Origin of the sequence: Sphingomonas zeicaulis, from assembly GCF_050433225.1 — a bacterium.
Taxonomy (GTDB): domain Bacteria; phylum Pseudomonadota; class Alphaproteobacteria; order Sphingomonadales; family Sphingomonadaceae; genus Sphingomonas_D; species Sphingomonas_D zeicaulis.
The window spans coordinates 112756-128143 of sequence record NZ_JBNPXQ010000011.1 but is presented as its reverse complement, the minus strand read 5'-3'; the positions used below and the strand labels follow the sequence as shown (position 1 = coordinate 128143).

Here is a 15388-nt window from a genome sequence, read left to right as displayed (position 1 = left end):
GATCAGGAGGACCAACAATGGAAAGAGCATCGCGGGGTAGCGACGATTACCTCAAGACGGCAATCTCGAACTGGCTCATCGAAGGGAATTGCCAGCCTGGCGCCCGGATCGCGACTGCCGCACTTGCGCAGGAACTGGGCGTGAGCACCACACCAATCCGAGAGGCTCTCGCCTATCTCGCAGGCCGTGACATCGTGGAGGACCGGTATCGACAGGGATATTTCCTTCTGGGCCTCAGCAGCGCGGCCTTTGGCGAACTTTACGGCCTTCACAGCGTCATTATCGACATCGTGCTGCAACGCATGGTCGGTGGTAAGCCTCCGCGCATCCGTCGGGATATCTGGCCCGGCTTCGCGGCCATCACGCGCGAAAGCGGCGATGTCGCCCTGATCGGCGTCCAACTCTATCTCAGCGGACGCCTGCATGTCGTCCGGCGCCTCGAACATAGATTGGTCCCAGACATCGCATCGGCCGGAAGTCGCTTCGGACAGGCGCTGGCGGCAGCTGACATCGCGCAGGCGCGCGCGGAGAGTCGGTTGTTTCACGAGAGATGCGCGGCATCCGCATCCAAGATCGCGCGAGCTTTTAGCGAACGGTGACCCGGGCTTCGCGATGACCGCCCAATATAAATCAAATATGATTTGGATATATGGGCATTCCGGCGAAATATCTCCTTGCCGCCTGAAACATGCGGCCTGGAGATGAGGAGTATCATCATGAAGGATGTTTCGAGACAATTTGACGGACGGACCTCGCGTCTCGTCCGCCTGGGCACCGCTCGGGAGCAGACGCGCGCAAGCGTCGAACTCGGCCGCGACGAGGGCAACATGATCCTGCGCTGGCCGCAGCCGTGACCAACCGGCCGGCATCGACCACGGGGCCGATGCCGGCCTCCCTAAACGTCACCGGGACCGACGACGTTGCGCAGGCCCTGCATTTTCCGCTCGCGCCCGGAGTGCACGCCGCCTTTCTCGAGGGCGGCGTCGTTTTCCTCGACCTCACGCGCGACGAGTATGTTTGTATCGCGTTCGAAACGGATGCGCTCGAGGACTTGCCCCAGCCTATAATCGCGGATCTGGCCGACGCGGGCATCCTCGCCAGTATCGATCCGGGCAGGCGTCGCCATGTGCAGGCGGAACGTCGGCGCTGGCGCGACCAGCCGCCGATGGACGTGTCAATTGGCTGCCGCGATGTTGTCTGCTTCATCCGTGCGCTCCTGATCACCGGATTGCGATTTCGCGGTCGCACGGTGGCCGATCTGCTGGCAACCGCGGCCTCGGCGAAGATCACTTCGCCCGCCGTGGGATCCGCCGGCGCCGTCGCAGCGCGCTTCGAGCGGATGTTGCTGTTTGTTCCATTTCGTTTCCGGTGCCTGTTCCGGTCCTACTTCCTCACCCATCTACTCGCGCAATATGGCCATCGTGCCGACTGGATCTTCGGGGTCAGCCTGTTTCCGTTTCGCGCACATTGCTGGCTGGCCCAAGGGCCGCTTCTCATCGGAGAGGACGCCAGCAGGCTCTTGGACTATGTCCCGATCCTCATTGCGCAGCACCCCTCCAGGTGATGGAGTTTCTTGCCTTGCGCTGGGACGTGTCGAACCCGGCAGCATCCGGGAAGGCCACGCATCTCAGATCCGTGGCGCTGACGGACAATGCTTTGCGCCGGTTGCCGCTTATCGACCGGCCAGGGCTATGGCTTGCCATCGGGTCGCGCCGAACGATGCCAGACCAGCTCGTCCTTGCGGATGGCAAGTGCGCCATCGTCGGCTTTCGCTTCACCCGTTCGGGGCGGCTGAGCAATGACCGCGAGATCTGCGGCCGGATATTGGCACGCGACGGATTTCGCGGCCTCTGCGACTGGCTGACACGCGAACGTTGGGGGGCCTATGTCGCCATCATGCCCGATCCCAAGGATTCCGAGTCGATCGCGCTGTACCGCGATCCGATCGGGGCGCTGGAGTGCGTGACCTGGCAATCCGAGGGTGTCAGGGTGGTCACGTCATGTCCGGAACGGTGGCTGGACGATGCGCGCCCCGTCAGCCTCGAGATCGACTGGGACCATCTCAAAGCCTTGCTCGCCTCTCCAGGCCTCGTTCGAAATGGTTCGCCGCTGCTCGGCGTCGACGTCGTGCAGGCCGGTTGCCTGGCGCGCTTTCCGGCCGCGGCTTCGACCGAACGGCTGTGGACGCCGGGAGCATGGTGCGCCCCGCATCGTCGGACCGATCCTTCACCCGAGGTCATGTATGCGATCGTCGAAAGCGCCATTTCCGCCTGGGCCTCGATCTATCCTGGCGCCGTCGCAGAGGTCTCGGGCGGTCTCGATTCCGCAGTGGTGGCGGCCATCGCGCGGCCGGACACCGCCTATCATTTTTCGACTTTGCAGCGTGGCGGGGACGAGCGTGAAGATGCAAGGGCGGTTGCACGGCATCTCGATATCGACCTCATCGAAGCCATGGTCGCGGCAAGTCCGCTCGATGAAGAACTGCTGACCGCCATGCCGGTCGGCTTTCGGCCAGGGCTTGGGAGCACCAGCCTTTTTCACGACCGCCCGCTTGCGCAGCGCCTGAGGGCCATGCAGACGCCTGCCTTGTTCACCGGACAGGGCGGCGACGCACTCTTCTTCCAGCCCGCGACGCCGATGATCGCATGCGATCCTGCCACGGGTGGCGCGGCATCCGGTATTGCTGGCCTGCTGGATATCGCAGCTTGGACCCGAACGCCTTTGACAGAGGTCATGAGGCACCGGATGTTTGCCCGCTGGATCGAGGGGCCGGCGGAGGCTCCGGGCAACGGCGTCGACTATGTTGCGGGGGTTCCCGATCGAAAGGCGCTGGGGCCGCTGTGGCATGGCGACGTCTCACAGCTCGGACCAGCCAAGCGTATCCATCTGCTTGCAATCGCCAACATGCAATCGGCGTTTGGATCTTCCTGGTGTGACGAGGTCGCGGACGTAGTGCACCCCCTTATGTCGCAGCCGATCATCGAGCATGTGCTGGGTCTGCATGCGCGCACGCTCGTTCAGGGGCGCCGGGATCGCGCGCTGGCGCGATCGGCTTTCGCTAAGGAGCTTCCGCAATCGCTGATTTACCGCCGCGGCAAGGGCAGCCTGACGGCGCATTTCGGATTGATGCTGGCGCGAAGCGTCCCGTTTCTTCGCAACTATCTCCTTGATGGTGCGCTGGCGTCTGCAGGCCTGCTCGATCGGTGCCGCCTCGAGGTCATCCTCGAGCGCGATCATCTCACCCGCTTCGATCCCTACGCGCAGATCTTCGCGACGCTGCTGGTCGAACGCTGGTCGCGCGGCTGGCTGAGGCGGATACCCCATGCCGATCCAGCAACCCGGCGCGATCGCCTGACGGTTGGCGCCGGAGGTAACGATCGAACCAGCTGATGATCTGTCCCATCATGTTGCGCACATTTGCCGGGCTGCTGATCACATGGCGTTCCCCCCAATAGGTCAGGAGCATCGCGTCGCGATCGTAGCGGTCCAGGGCGGAGAACAGCGCCTCCGCCTGATCGACGGCGAAGATGTCGCGATCGGATGCGATGAGCAACGCAGGTGCGGTCACGCGATCGGCCGAAAAGATCGGACTTGCGGCGACGTAGCGCTGGGCGGCGGCCCACGGTGGGGCATTGAGTGCCGGCTGGCCGCTTTCGGCCCAGCCGGCAAGGCTAGTCGTCGACCGGCCATATTCGGGTGCGACCCGAGTTGCGGGAGAAAAGCCGCCGTGGGCGGCGACAAGGTCATAGGCGCCGGATGCGAGGACGATCGCCTTGTACCGGTGATCCGCAGCCGCTGTCACTGCGCCCGCATAGGCGCCGAAGCTATGTCCCCAAAGCCCGACCGAATGTCGGTCGATACCCGCGCTTTCCGGAATGGCAGCGATCGCGGCGGCGATCTGGTCAGCGAAAGCGAAAGGCAGGGGTGCGTCTTCGGGCAGCCGCGGCATGCTCGGCGCCAGCACCGCATAACCCGCAGCGGTGAGAAGCTGCGCGTTGGTCTGCCGCCAGCCGCCGGCCAGCTCAAGCCCGGACGATGGCACCGCGCCAAACGTCCGTCCAGGATAGGGAATGACGATCAGTGGCCATCCCCTGGCGGGGCGCACGCCCGCCGGCGGCATGTAAAGCCAGCTGGTCAGGAGCCCGGTCTCGCCGGGGTGATGCACCGCCAGGCGGCGCGCGGGCGTCACGCTGGCCAGATGTTCGTTGATCCTGGTGACCAACCTGGCGCCGCCGATAGGAGGCATCAGGATCAATCTGCTGCTCGCGTCGCGATCGGCGCAACGCAGAATGGCAGCCCTTTGTGCCGGCAACCCGATTTCCGGCCGGCACTGGTCGGATGCGGCTATGGTGACCTCGCCCGTTGCGGCAATGAAGGTCCATGTCTTGCGGTCTGTCGTCGTCGCAAAGACACTGCCCGCGGAATCCACCTCTATCCGATCGGCGCCGGGAGTGATCGCACGCGGCTGGCGCCCGTCGAGGCACCAGGCCGCATTGCCTGCAAGCATCGTGGTCGCGCAGATCGAGGTGCGCGCGAGCACCGCCGACGGGGCGCCAACCCCCGAGGTCAGGGGGCGCGGCCCGTCAGCGCCAAGCTGGTACCAGTCATTGCGCCGAGGCTGCCGCCCTTCAGGGGTGGCAAAAACGAGCAGCTTATCCTGCCGCCACGCCAGATCGACATGGAATGGCAGCGACGGAGGTCCGGAAACGACCGGTTGGATACCGGCGAGCCGCACCATCATTGCGGTGGCGGCGTCGCGCCTGACGTGCCAGATCGCGCCTTGCGTCCACGGCTTGCCAGCGGCCCGCGCGAACAGCGCCAGGTCGCCGCTGTCCGACCAGCTCAGACTGTCTTCGGCGACGTCGCATCCCGCGCAGGGCCGGGAAACTCCGGCCTTCGCGGGTGTGATGATCAGCAGGCGATGGCGCGCCGTGCTGGTCCCGATCGTAACGGGCCGATCCGGATCGAGCGGCACCAGCGCGCCCCGCTCCACGGCCGCAATCCGACGCTTGTCAGGTGATGGCACCAGGCGGGTGAACCGCCCCCGCGCCACTTCCCTCGCCGTGCCGGTTGGAACGTCGACCTCCAGCAGTGCCTGGGGCGGCGGGATGCTCGCGACCTGTCGCCAGTGCCCGCTTCCCACGGCTGTCACCGCAGACGGCCCTCCCGATGCCATCGCGCCCCAGCGCGCCGGAAGCACATCGCTGGCCTCGCGGCCGATGCGCAAGGCCCAGGGCAGCGCACCGTCCTGCTCGGCGATCGCGACAAGACGATCGTCCGATACCCATGTCAGCGTGGTGATGCCAGGCACATAGCTGGGCGTCACACCGAGCCATCGTACCGTGGCAGATCCAGCCGCGACAATACCTAGCTGCCACTTTCCGGCACGCCAGGCACCGATGGCCAGATGATCTCCGCTGGGGGAAGTGCCATAGAGTATCGCGGGAAGATCCGCATCAGCGCCTCGCAGAAGCAGGCTGGCGGCTTCTGGCACGTCCGTCCGGAAGAGGAAGAGCCGGCTGCGCATGACCGCCTCCGGCATGTCGAAGCGCGGAGCGCGCTCGCTGCCGACGAGCTGTTCGAAGGCCACCCATCGTCCCTTTGGATCCGCCAGCACGGCGCCGAAGCTTTCCGTCTGCAACAGGTCGTCGACCGTGTAGCTGCGCGCGGCGCAGGTCGAGGCATGGAGCAGGGCAATGCAGGGAAGAATGGCAAGCGCGAGGGATCGTGTCATCACGGCCTACCAGCGCTTGCTGATCTGGAACGAGATGAACCGGCCGGTCGCGTCCGCATTGGCCGCGTCATAGCCGGCACCGACGCGTGAATCGAAGAAGGGCGGGTCGCTGTCGAACATGTTCTGAACGTTCAGCGCGACCGTGATATTGCGCGCCGCACCGCCAAATTCAGGGCTGAAGCCGAGATGGATGTCGGCCGTGGTCCAGGAACCTATGCGACGTCCGGTGAGGTCGTGATAGCGATCGACATGATTGACGCCGACCAGCGCGTCGAACGCGCCTCGCCGCCATCCTGCAGTGAATCGCCCGCGCCAATCGACCGGTCGGCCGGCCAGATCGAGCTGGTCAATGGACGGCGAGGTCGGCGTGAGCGCCTGACGATAGCGAAAGAGGTAGGAAAGATTTGCGCCGATGTCGAACTGGTTGGCACCGGCCGTAAAGTTATAGCCGGCGGAAAGATCGACACCGCTCACCTCGAGTGCTCCCGTATTGACGTAGCGCAGGTCGACGATCGCGCCGATCGCCTCCGGCGGGAAGGCACTGCCGCCGCCCAGCGAAGGGTCGTTGAGCAAGGCCTCGATCTCGGCGCGATCGGCTGCACTTGTCGCCGGCGAGAGGAAGCGCACGAATGGCGCAAAGGCGGGATTGATCAACGCATTGGGGCGATCGTCGAAGATTGGCTGGCCGATGCGGTTCTTGAAGCGGGTACGAAACACGCTTGTCGATATGGTGACGCCGGGCACAAATTCGGGCCCGAGATCGATGCCGGCGGACCAGGTCGTCGCTGTCTCCGGCTCGAGGTCGGGATTCCCGCCGGTCAGCTGGATCGTCGCTGTCGATATGCCCTGGGCATTCTCCAATATGCCAGTCGAGAGTCGCGTCGGATCGAGGATCTCGCGCAGGTTGGGGGCGCGGAACGAAGTGCCATAGCTCGCATTCAGGCCGATACCGGGTGCCGGCATCCAGCGCGCGCCAAATTTGGGATTGGTCGTGGTGCCAAAGCTTGCATAATCCTCAATACGCACCGCCGCGCTCAGATCGAGCGAGCGCAGACCCGGCATGGCATTGCCGGGTCCGACCAGGGGCACCTGCAACTCGCCGAACGCCGCCCTTATGCTTCTCCCGAACTGGATGCGACTGAGCGGCAGCGGGGTTGCCGACATGATATAATCCTCGCCGCTGCGCACGAAGCTGTCGCGTCGAATGTCGATGCCCGCAGCCAGCCTCGCCGCCCCGCCTGGAAGCGTCGCGAATGGTCCATCGGCCTGCGCATGATATGTCGTGATCCGGCTGCGGTTCAGGCTGGACGTGTAGCCGCTGCCGACGAAGGAGAGGATTGCCGGCGCATTCGACCGGCCGTTGCCATAGGGATTGAAGAAGCCCTCGGCAGCCGTGCTGAATGATGTGGCGGGGTCATCGGCGATGTTGCCGAGCGCCTCGTCGAGATTCCGCAGATTGAGCGTGTTGCTGCTGGTGTTGCGGTCGCGTTGCTGCGCGAAGGCGGCAAAGCCGCTGATGCGCCAGCGGCCAACGTCGACGTCGAGGCCACCGGCCGCCATCATGGTTACGGCATGGCCGGCCTGCCGCGTGCCGCCGAGTTCGGTCCTGAAGCCATAGGCGATGAGATCGAGCGGCGCCCCGGTGGGCGAAACGAACCAAGGATTGGCGTCGCCGATCGTCAGGATCGTCGAGGCAGCCAGCGTCGTCGACCGAAACCTGCGATGCGAATAGCGGCCTTCGCCCCAGAGTCGGATATTGTCGCCGACATTCTGGGACATTGTCGCATAGGCGCTATGCCGTCGCTGGTACGGGATGAGATCGGTCCCCTGGCGAAAATTCTCGAGATTGGTCGTACTGCGCAGAAAGTCCGACGGATCGAGTGCGCGCCCGTCCTGATCGGAGGGAATCCCGAAGGCGGGCCCGAACGCCCCGGTCGAGGGGTCGAAGCCGAGGACGTTGCCGGGCAGGCCGAGGAACAGGCGGTGGTCACTGCCGCCCAGCGGACGCGAGTCCGCCGAGCGGGCATAGCGGCGACTGTCGGAGGCAAGCGCGCTGCGACGCTCATAGTCATAGGACAGGAGGGCATTTCCCGTTGACCATGCCTTGCCCATCGTGTGGCTGACATGGACGTTGTGCATGCCGCCGCGCGTGACCGTGCCACCGCGCAAGCGGCTTTCCATACCGTCAAGATCGTCCTTCAGGATGACGTTGACCACGCCGCCGACAGCATCCGCGCCATAGATGGCCGATGCGCCGTCGAGCAGGATCTCGATCCGCTCGACCGCGCCCGCTGGAATGTTGGAAATATCGCCAAAGTCACCCATGGACCCCGAGCCCGCGATCCGGCGACCGTTGACGAGGACCAGCGTCGCATCCGCACCGAGGCCCCTGAGGTTGACGCCGGTCGCAAGGCTGGCATTGCCGCCGGCGCCATCGGTGAAGGCGAGCGCGCTCTGTTCGGTCGCCATTCCGCCGAAATTGAACGGCAGGGCGGCAAGCGCCTGCGCCACCGTGCCCTGACCATTGCGATCCATCTCCGCGGCGCCGACCGTGCGGCGTGGTGAACCCACCGCGGATCCGCCGCGGATATGCGAGCCGGTGACGATGATGTCCCGGTCGCTCGCAACGGGCATCTGCTCGCCCCGCTCATCGGCGACTGTCGGCGATCCGGCCGGTCCGCTCTCCGCGCCGTCGGTCCTGTCGTGTTGCTGGCCCCCTTCCAATCCCAGGCGGTCGGTTCGATCGGTCGGTCGGTCGAGTACGAACACCCGTGGCGCCGCGCGGCGAATGCGAATGCCGCTGTTCTCCAGAAGCCGTCGCAATGCAGTCTCCTGTCGAAAGCTTCCGCGCAGCCTGCGGACCAGCAGCCCGCGCGCCAGCTCGGGCGAATAAAGCAGCTGCACGTCGGCCTGCTGTGCATAGAGAATGAGCGCGTCGGCAAGCTGCCCGGCGGGAATGTCGAAGCGTGACGGACCGGCCGGAGCTTGGGCAACTGCGCGGTCGGGGACAAAGCTCGCCAGGGCCGCCGGCGCGAGCAGGCCGAGGCAGGCCAAAGGTCGAAATGCAATCCTGTTCATCTTTCCCCCATGTTCGATGGAGCCTCGGCTTGCAGGCCCTCATGGGAGAAGACGCGTATCTGCCCTTCCGACCCTAATGGTCGACCGGATAAATTTCGGACGCCCTTTGTACATCGGCTGCGAGCGATATGGTTCGTTTCCCTTCGGTCGCATCGAGCGGGAGCAGGGTCGTCACGGCTTTGACAAAGCCGTCGGTATCTCTGAGGTCGAACGAGCCGCTGACCGGCTGCCCGGCAAAGCTGCGATCGGCCAGCCGCAAGGGCTTGGCGGCATAGCGGTTGATCTGCGCCAGTGCTTCGTCGAGAGGCGTCGCGTCGAAGACGACACGACCGTTCAACCAGGCGGTGGCGCGCCCTGTATCCACCTGCCGGACTACCGGCGAAGCTGACGGCAGGGATCGCCACTGCTCCCCGGGCGAAAGGCGGACCGCCGCCCCATTCCCGTGTCGCACCTGAACCCTGCCGTCGATGAGCGTCACGACCGTCGCGCCTCGCAAACGCCGAACATCGAAACGCGTGCCGGTTGCCGTGACGACGACGTCACCGGCGGCAACGCGGAAAGGACGGCGGCTGTCGTGCGTCACTGAGAAGATCGCCTCACCGCGCTCCAGACGGACGCGGCGCTCGTCCGCGGTCAGCGCAACGAAGATCTGCGTATCGGCGTTGAGCTGCACCTGTGAGCCATCCGCCAGGGTGATGTCGCGTCGCTCCCCCACCTGCGTCTCGATGGCGTCGCGGCCGGTGCGCCCGGGAACAAGCAGAAGGCCCGCGGCGACTGCCAGAAGCGCGGCACCTGCCAGTCCTAGCTGGGTCAGGCGGTTGGGGATACGGGACCGGCGCTTGCCCCGCAGCAAGGCCGCATCGGTCGCCTCCCGAATTTCAGGCGCCGCCGCCAGTGCTTCGCTGTCGCTCCAGAGTCTCTCGGCGTCTGCGAAGGCATCCGCATTTCCTTCCGCGCGGCGCCACAAGAAGAACGCGTCGAGCGTCGATCTGGCGACCGGCTTGCTGTTCAGTCGAGCAACCCAATGGGCTGCCTCGGCGCGTCGACGGTCGCGATCCTGCTGTTCACCGTCCATGTCGCGCACTAGTCGCCCAGCCGGCGCATGCACATCTCCAGGGCCTTTCCCATGCGCCACTCCACGGTTTTCACGGAAACACCCAGGTGCGTTGCAATGTCCTGATTGGTCATCCGCCTGAACCTGCTGAGCAGGAATACATCACGATAGATCGCGGGCAAATCGAGAATGATGTTCTTGAGTTCGAGCGCCGCCTCCTGATCGCCGAGTGCGCGCGGGCCGGCCCAGCCATGCTCGACGGGGCGGGTGACGGGCACTTGTTCGCGCACGCGTTCGTGGCGTTTGCGATCCCGCATCAGGTTGAGCGCGATACGCGCCAGGAATGCCCGCGGGTGGTCGATCTGTGCCGGCGGGCTGCGGATCAGTCGCAACCAGGTATCCTGCGCAATATCCTCGACCTCGGCTGCAGAAATCCGGAAGTTGCGGCGCAGGCGGCGTCGGAGCCATTCGGCATCGCGCTCGTACCATCCGGCAACCGCAGTCTCCATCCCGGTGAGATTATGCGTTTTGCCATCAGAATTGCCCATGAGCGGCCACTCCACATTTCGGAGGGGCCGCGTCAGCACACCGGGAATCCTCGTGCGCCCGCACGGCCGATCAACCGATCGTCCGTGACAGGATAGGGGCCATGCCGGCGCGAAGCTCTGGCATGGGCGGCGCTGCACAGGGGATTCCACGCCCCTGCTGCCGGCCTTCCGGCAGCAGGGCAAAGCTGAAGCAAAGCCGGCGCCTGTTCAAGTCAGAAAAGATGCATTTGGTCGTTGGCCGGCACCGCCAGGCAGACCCGCCGGTGCAATGCGAAACCGTTAGTCCGCCAGCTCGGGGATCGACATCGCATATTCGGGCATCGGCCCGTAATGCCCCACGTCGCATCGATCTTCATTGATCGCCTTGCTTTTGCACTTCAGCGGATTTCATCGGCACGCGCCCTGCGATTGATCCAATCGCCCACACGACGCGGTGTTACACCGCTGGCGAAACCGCCGCTGGATCGCCGCGTCCCCGGATCGCAGGGTTCGCGTGCCGCCCTCGCGGCCACGCAGGGCGAGGCGCCGTTGCAACCCGTCAGTTGGCCTGCCCAAGGGCGATTTTTACATCAGGATCGATCGTGTAGACCGCTTCGCGTTGCGCGCCGCGGTTCGCATGGTCAACGCGATATCCTTGGTAGTGGCGTCGGACCAGGCCGGCGCGGACGAGATCGGACACGGCCCTGCTGACGTTGCACCGGCCGACATTGCGCAGGCGGGTGCGAACCTCTTCAGCGAGGATGGCTTCCGCCTGGCCAGGATCGTCTGGCAGTGTCCCGCCTTCCATGAGGTCGGCCCTGACCTGCTTCAACAATGCTTTCCTGCGCGCGTCGCGCTGCGCCATGGGGTCATCGCCTCGCTCAGCCAGGCCCGGATCGGAACAGCCTCGCCATGCTCGGAGACGTACGGCCCGGCGCTGTTGTCGCTGCCTGCAGCACGCGCAATCAGGTTGAGAACCATGAAGGCATAGCGGGGACGTTTCGACACGCCGGCCAGTCGCTCGAGCAGATCCGGCAAGCTGGCGATCGCGGGCATTGTCCTGGCCGGATGGGCTTCGGCGTCGGGCTGCGTCGCGGCGGCCGTTTGCGTACGACGGTCGGTGCGAGTGTTCGCGTCAAACAGGTCCGGCTGGTGCATGGAACATATCAAGCACGGCGGACACGGATTGTGAATCCTGAAAGACTTGCTTCCCTTCGAATTGTCACACGTGACACTTTACCAGTGCGCCCCGATAAAGTGTCACACGTGGCTTTCAAAAGACGCAATGCAAAAGGTGGATTTGATCGGTCTCCTCAACGGGAAGACATGGCATAGCGGCACATTGGCACGCGGCCTCGCCCGCCCCGCGCTGATCAAGATGTTTTCGTATCGGCTCGCGCGTCGCAGCTGGGGGACAACAGCATTGTACGCGGCAAAAACATCCTGAGTGCGACCCAATGCTATTGTCCCAAGCTGCCCGGCACCTCCGATCGCTGGCGGGATTCCGCAGATATGAGCTCTGCACATCCGCCTTTGCTGAAACGGCTTTGGATCGTTCGATACAGCGAGCGTGCGGGCAACTTCGCGCGGGATCGCGCCGCTGGGGCGGCTGCCGGTACCGGTTCCCGTGCCAGCCACGCCGGGGCCAGCCGCGCAGCTTGCCCACCTGCCGTTTGCCCGGCTGCTCGATCGCGCCCGGGGCGCGCTCGACGCGCATGGCCGCGCCTTCCAGCTCCGCGATAGCAGTGCGCTGGCCGATTTCAACGCGGCCTCGCGTGAGCATCGCTTCCACGTCGTCGACCTGATCAGTGGGCAGACCAGTTCCTATCTTGTCGCGCATTGCCGCGGCTTGGATCCGAGCCGTTCCGGCTTCCTGCAGAATTTCTCCAACCGGCCCAATTCGCTGGCGGCGAGCGTCCCCGCTTTTTTGCAGCTGCTGGAGATTCCATGACTTTCTGACGTGCCTGATCCTACACCATTCTCTGGACCACCGAGCCGCTGGGCTCTGATCGCTGTAAGTGGAAACCAGGGGGTCACGTCACAAACTTCCCCTTATAATTCGCGATTGTCGATAAATGTGCAGTGCGGCGCCGCCGCTGCTGATATCGGCGCATCTGGTGCGCAGACTACCGATAATGTGAAGCCGCGAAGCCTCGCAATCGCCCCGCAGCCGGCCCTTCTGCCAGATTGGCACACCGCTTGCTGAGGGCTCACCATTATCGGCAACGGGCGGGATTTGGCAGATGCCAGTGGAATTCGTAGGCGCGCTCGCAGCGCGTGATCAGTTGCGCGGTCCCATCGGGCTTGGTGCGGGCGGCACGCTCGACCTGGACTTTCTGCGCGATCTGGCGCGCGCGCACGAGCACGCGGACTTCGATCGCGTCCTGATGCTGGCTGGCGGCGAGTCCGTCGTTGCGACCGGCTATGCCGCGTCCGTCACCGAGCGTTTGGGCTTCATGATCCCTTACCGGCCTGGCCTCACCACCCCCGCGCATGGCGCAAAGACCTTGGCGGCGCTCGATCATGTTACGAGGGGCCGCATCCGCGTCCATGCGATCACCGGCATCACCGCCGAACCCGGCAATGGCAATACCATCACCGACAAGGACGCCCGCTACGCGCGGACCAGCGAATATCTGGAGGTGCTACGCCGGGCGTGGACGGAGGATCGGCCGTTCGATTTCGACGGGCAATTTTATCAGCTCAGGAACGTCTTCTCGCCGGTAAAGCCGCTGCAGAAGCCGCACATCCCGATCTCCTTCGGGGGCTCGTCCGACGCGGCCTATCATGTCGCGGTCAGGCATACCGATCTCTACGCGCTGTGGGCCGAACCGCTCACCGACGTCGCCGAGCAGATCGGCAAGCTGCGTGCCGCTGCCGCCGCGATCGGCGCGCCCGTGCCGCGCGTAAGCCTTTCGGTCCGGCTGATCATCGGCAAAACGGAGGAACAGGCCTGGGAACGCGCCCATGCGATCGCCGCAGCGTTGACCGACCATCGCCGCAACGCCGCCCCCTCCCCTGTCGCGCATCACGGCCTGCAGGGCACCGGCACCAAGCGGCTGCTGGCGGCGGCGGAGCGCGGCGAACGCCACGACCGCGCCTTGTGGATGGGCACCGCCACCGCGGTGGGCGGCACGCATGACTCGACCTCGCTGGTCGGCACGCCCGACACGATCGTCGCGGCGCTGCTCGACTATTACGACATCGGCGTCACCACCTTCCTCAACCGCGGCTACGAGCCGCTCTACGACGCGATCGACTATGGCCGCTGGATCATCCCCGCGGTGCGCGCCGCGGTGAAGGGGCGCGAGGCGGAGGCGGAGCGCAAGTTTCGCGAGCAGCAGCACGCAACCGAACGCCTGCTCGCGGCCGGCGTATCGACCAGCCTTTTCCAGTGATGCGTGTGAGGCAAGCCAGGATGATCGATCGTTCGCGCCGCGCCTTCATGCGCGATGGCCTTGCCGCGACCGGCGCGCTCTCGTTGGGCGCAGGTCTGCTGTCCGCCTGCGGGCAGGATGCGGCTGCGCCCGCGCCGGCGGGCACGGAAAAGCCGCGTCGCGGCGGCAGCGTGAAGCTGGCGGTGATCGGCGGCAACCAGACCGGCAATCTCGATGCGCACAAGCCGGTCGGCAGCGGCGCCTTCCGCGGCTGGGCGCTGTACAGCAAGCTGTGGGAATGGAATCGCAACGCCAATCCCGGCCTCGCGCTCGCCGAGTTCGCCGAGGTCAATGAGGATGCCACCGCCTGGACGATCCGCCTCCACAAGGGGCTGGAGTTCCACCATGGCAAGTCGATCACCGCGGACGATGTGATCTTCTCGCTGCGGCGGCTGACCGACCCCCAACTCGCCTCCCCCTATGGCATGGCCTATCTCTATTCGCTGCAACGGGATGGCATCACGAAGCTCGATCCGCTGACCGTGCGGATCCCCTTCGCCAAGGGCCATGGCCTCGCCGCGCTGCCCGAATTGTGGATGAGCTGGGGCGGCATCGTGCCCACCGATTATGATCCGATCCGCAACGTCATCGGCGCCGGCCCCTATCGGTTAAAAAGCTTCACGCCGGGCCAGCGATCGGTGTTCACCCGCTTCGAGAATTACTACAAGGCGGAGCAGCCCTATCTCGACGAGGTCGAGATCATCGACTTCAACGATCCGATCACCCGGCTGCAGGCGATGCAGACCGGACAGGTCAATGTCGCGCCGAATCTCGCCTATGAGCAGCTCGCCTTTTTCAAATCCTCGCCGGATTTCCAGGTCGTCTCCTCGCAGACGGACGCGTGGCACGGCTTCGCAATGAACATCGCCGCGCCACCGTTCAACGATCCGCGCGTGCGCCAGGCGTTCCGGCTGCTTGCCGATCGCGAGGAACTGGTGAAGCGGGTGCTGCACGGCCATGGCCGCGTAGCCAACGATCTCTATTCGCCCAGCGACCCGACCTATAATCACGACATTCCCCAACGCCGCCGCGACGTGGCGGAAGCCCGGCGGCTCCTGAAGGCGGCCGGCCATGGCGGCGGGCTCGCGCTGGAACTGGTGACGACCGCTGGTGTCGGTGCCAACGCCGCGCTGGTGTTTGCGCAGCAGGCGCGCGAGGCCGGCATCGCCATCAAGGTCCAGCTGGTCGACAACGCCATCTTCACCGGCCCGGCGCGCAACAGCTTCACCTTCAGCACCTCGACCGGCGTCTCGCGCCCCTTCCTGCTGACGCTGCAGCAGCATGACGGGCCCCGTTCCGCCGCGAATAAGACGCATTTCAGCGATCCCCGCTTCGCCGAACTCGTCACCGCCGCGCAGGCGCAGCCGGATGTGGTGAAGCGCAAGGCGCTGATCGGCGCCGCGCAGCAGATCCAGCATGACAGCGGCGGGCTGTTGATCTGGGGTTTCGCCGACAATCAGGAGGCGGTTTCCCGCCGGATCGGCGGCGTCGCGCCTGATCGCACCGGCTTCGCGGCGTGGCGCACCGATGCGCTCTGGCAGCGGCAGGCCTGACCCTT

The 15388-nt window shown here is 65.3% G+C and carries 10 protein-coding genes and 2 pseudogenes; 7 read left to right on the top strand and 5 right to left on the bottom strand.

Annotated elements, in window-relative coordinates; all coding sequences use genetic code 11:
- The first annotated feature begins 17 nt into the window (after nt 1-17).
- From FHS96_RS26235 to FHS96_RS26220, 4 genes and pseudogenes are all read left to right on the top strand, one after another.
- Nucleotides 18-599 carry a GntR family transcriptional regulator gene (locus FHS96_RS26235; protein ID WP_429598862.1) on the top strand — a complete coding sequence of 194 codons (582 nt, stop codon included), beginning with the start codon at nt 18-20 and terminating at the stop codon, nt 597-599.
- Between the two features lie 117 nt (nt 600-716).
- Nucleotides 717-854 (top strand): hypothetical protein, encoded by a 138-nt coding sequence (locus FHS96_RS26230; RefSeq protein WP_429598860.1) that lies wholly within the window; start codon nt 717-719, stop codon nt 852-854.
- The gene (locus FHS96_RS26225; protein ID WP_429598857.1) at nt 851-1564 is read left to right on the top strand and encodes a lasso peptide biosynthesis B2 protein; all 714 of its coding nucleotides are present in this window, start codon (nt 851-853) and stop codon (nt 1562-1564) included. The genes FHS96_RS26230 and FHS96_RS26225 overlap by 4 nt, the downstream gene beginning before the upstream one ends.
- Nucleotides 1564-3234, top strand: a pseudogene (locus tag FHS96_RS26220) (asparagine synthase-related protein); the annotation flags it as partial. The gene FHS96_RS26225 and the pseudogene FHS96_RS26220, both read left to right, overlap by 1 nt.
- A 4-nt stretch (nt 3235-3238) precedes the next feature.
- Here the strand turns inward: FHS96_RS26220 and FHS96_RS26215 are convergent.
- The 5 genes and pseudogenes from FHS96_RS26215 to FHS96_RS26195 form a co-directional block, all read right to left on the bottom strand.
- Entirely contained in the window at nt 3239-5734 is a 2496-nt protein-coding gene (locus FHS96_RS26215; protein ID WP_429598854.1) for an alpha/beta hydrolase family protein, read from the bottom strand.
- Nucleotides 5735-5740: 6 nt separating this feature from the next.
- Nucleotides 5741-8812: a TonB-dependent receptor gene (locus FHS96_RS26210; RefSeq protein WP_429598851.1), complete on the bottom strand. Its 3072-nt coding sequence runs from the start codon at nt 8810-8812 to the stop codon at nt 5741-5743.
- Between the two features lie 73 nt (nt 8813-8885).
- Nucleotides 8886-9887 (bottom strand): FecR family protein, encoded by a 1002-nt coding sequence (locus tag FHS96_RS26205; protein WP_429598957.1) that lies wholly within the window; start codon nt 9885-9887, stop codon nt 8886-8888.
- Nucleotides 9888-9895: 8 nt separating this feature from the next.
- A complete protein-coding gene (locus FHS96_RS26200) occupies nt 9896-10453 on the bottom strand; it encodes an RNA polymerase sigma factor (protein WP_429598849.1) in 558 nt (185 codons plus the stop codon).
- Between the two features lie 499 nt (nt 10454-10952).
- A pseudogene (locus tag FHS96_RS26195) lies at nt 10953-11551 on the bottom strand (hypothetical protein).
- A gap of 412 nt (nt 11552-11963) precedes the next feature.
- Here FHS96_RS26195 and FHS96_RS26190 point away from each other — a divergent pair.
- The 3 genes from FHS96_RS26190 to FHS96_RS26180 all read left to right on the top strand — a co-directional run bounded on the left by FHS96_RS26190 (nt 11964) and on the right by FHS96_RS26180 (nt 15383).
- Complete coding sequence (locus FHS96_RS26190; RefSeq protein ID WP_429598846.1) at nt 11964-12344, top strand: murein L,D-transpeptidase catalytic domain-containing protein; 381 nt, start codon at nt 11964-11966, stop codon at nt 12342-12344.
- A gap of 292 nt (nt 12345-12636) precedes the next feature.
- On the top strand, nt 12637-13791 hold the full coding sequence (locus FHS96_RS26185; protein ID WP_429598843.1) for an LLM class flavin-dependent oxidoreductase: 1155 nt from the start codon (nt 12637-12639) through the stop codon (nt 13789-13791).
- A gap of 20 nt (nt 13792-13811) precedes the next feature.
- A complete protein-coding gene (locus FHS96_RS26180; protein WP_429598840.1) occupies nt 13812-15383 on the top strand; it encodes an ABC transporter substrate-binding protein in 1572 nt (523 codons plus the stop codon).
- Nucleotides 15384-15388 lie beyond the last annotated feature (5 nt).

What these genes read in the sequence shown, in the direction of transcription:
- FHS96_RS26235 (WP_429598862.1), top strand. Translation starts at nt 18, where the DNA reads ATGGAAAGAGCATCGCGGGGTAGCGACGATTACCTCAAGACGGCAATC.
- FHS96_RS26210 (WP_429598851.1), bottom strand. Translation starts at nt 8,812, where the DNA reads ATGAACAGGATTGCATTTCGACCTTTGGCCTGCCTCGGCCTGCTCGCG.
- FHS96_RS26205 (WP_429598957.1), bottom strand. Translation starts at nt 9,887, where the DNA reads ATGGACGGTGAACAGCAGGATCGCGACCGTCGACGCGCCGAGGCAGCC.
- FHS96_RS26215 (WP_429598854.1), bottom strand. Translation starts at nt 5,734, where the DNA reads ATGACACGATCCCTCGCGCTTGCCATTCTTCCCTGCATTGCCCTGCTC.
- FHS96_RS26230 (WP_429598860.1), top strand. Translation starts at nt 717, where the DNA reads ATGAAGGATGTTTCGAGACAATTTGACGGACGGACCTCGCGTCTCGTC.
- FHS96_RS26180 (WP_429598840.1), top strand. Translation starts at nt 13,812, where the DNA reads ATGATCGATCGTTCGCGCCGCGCCTTCATGCGCGATGGCCTTGCCGCG.
- FHS96_RS26185 (WP_429598843.1), top strand. Translation starts at nt 12,637, where the DNA reads ATGCCAGTGGAATTCGTAGGCGCGCTCGCAGCGCGTGATCAGTTGCGC.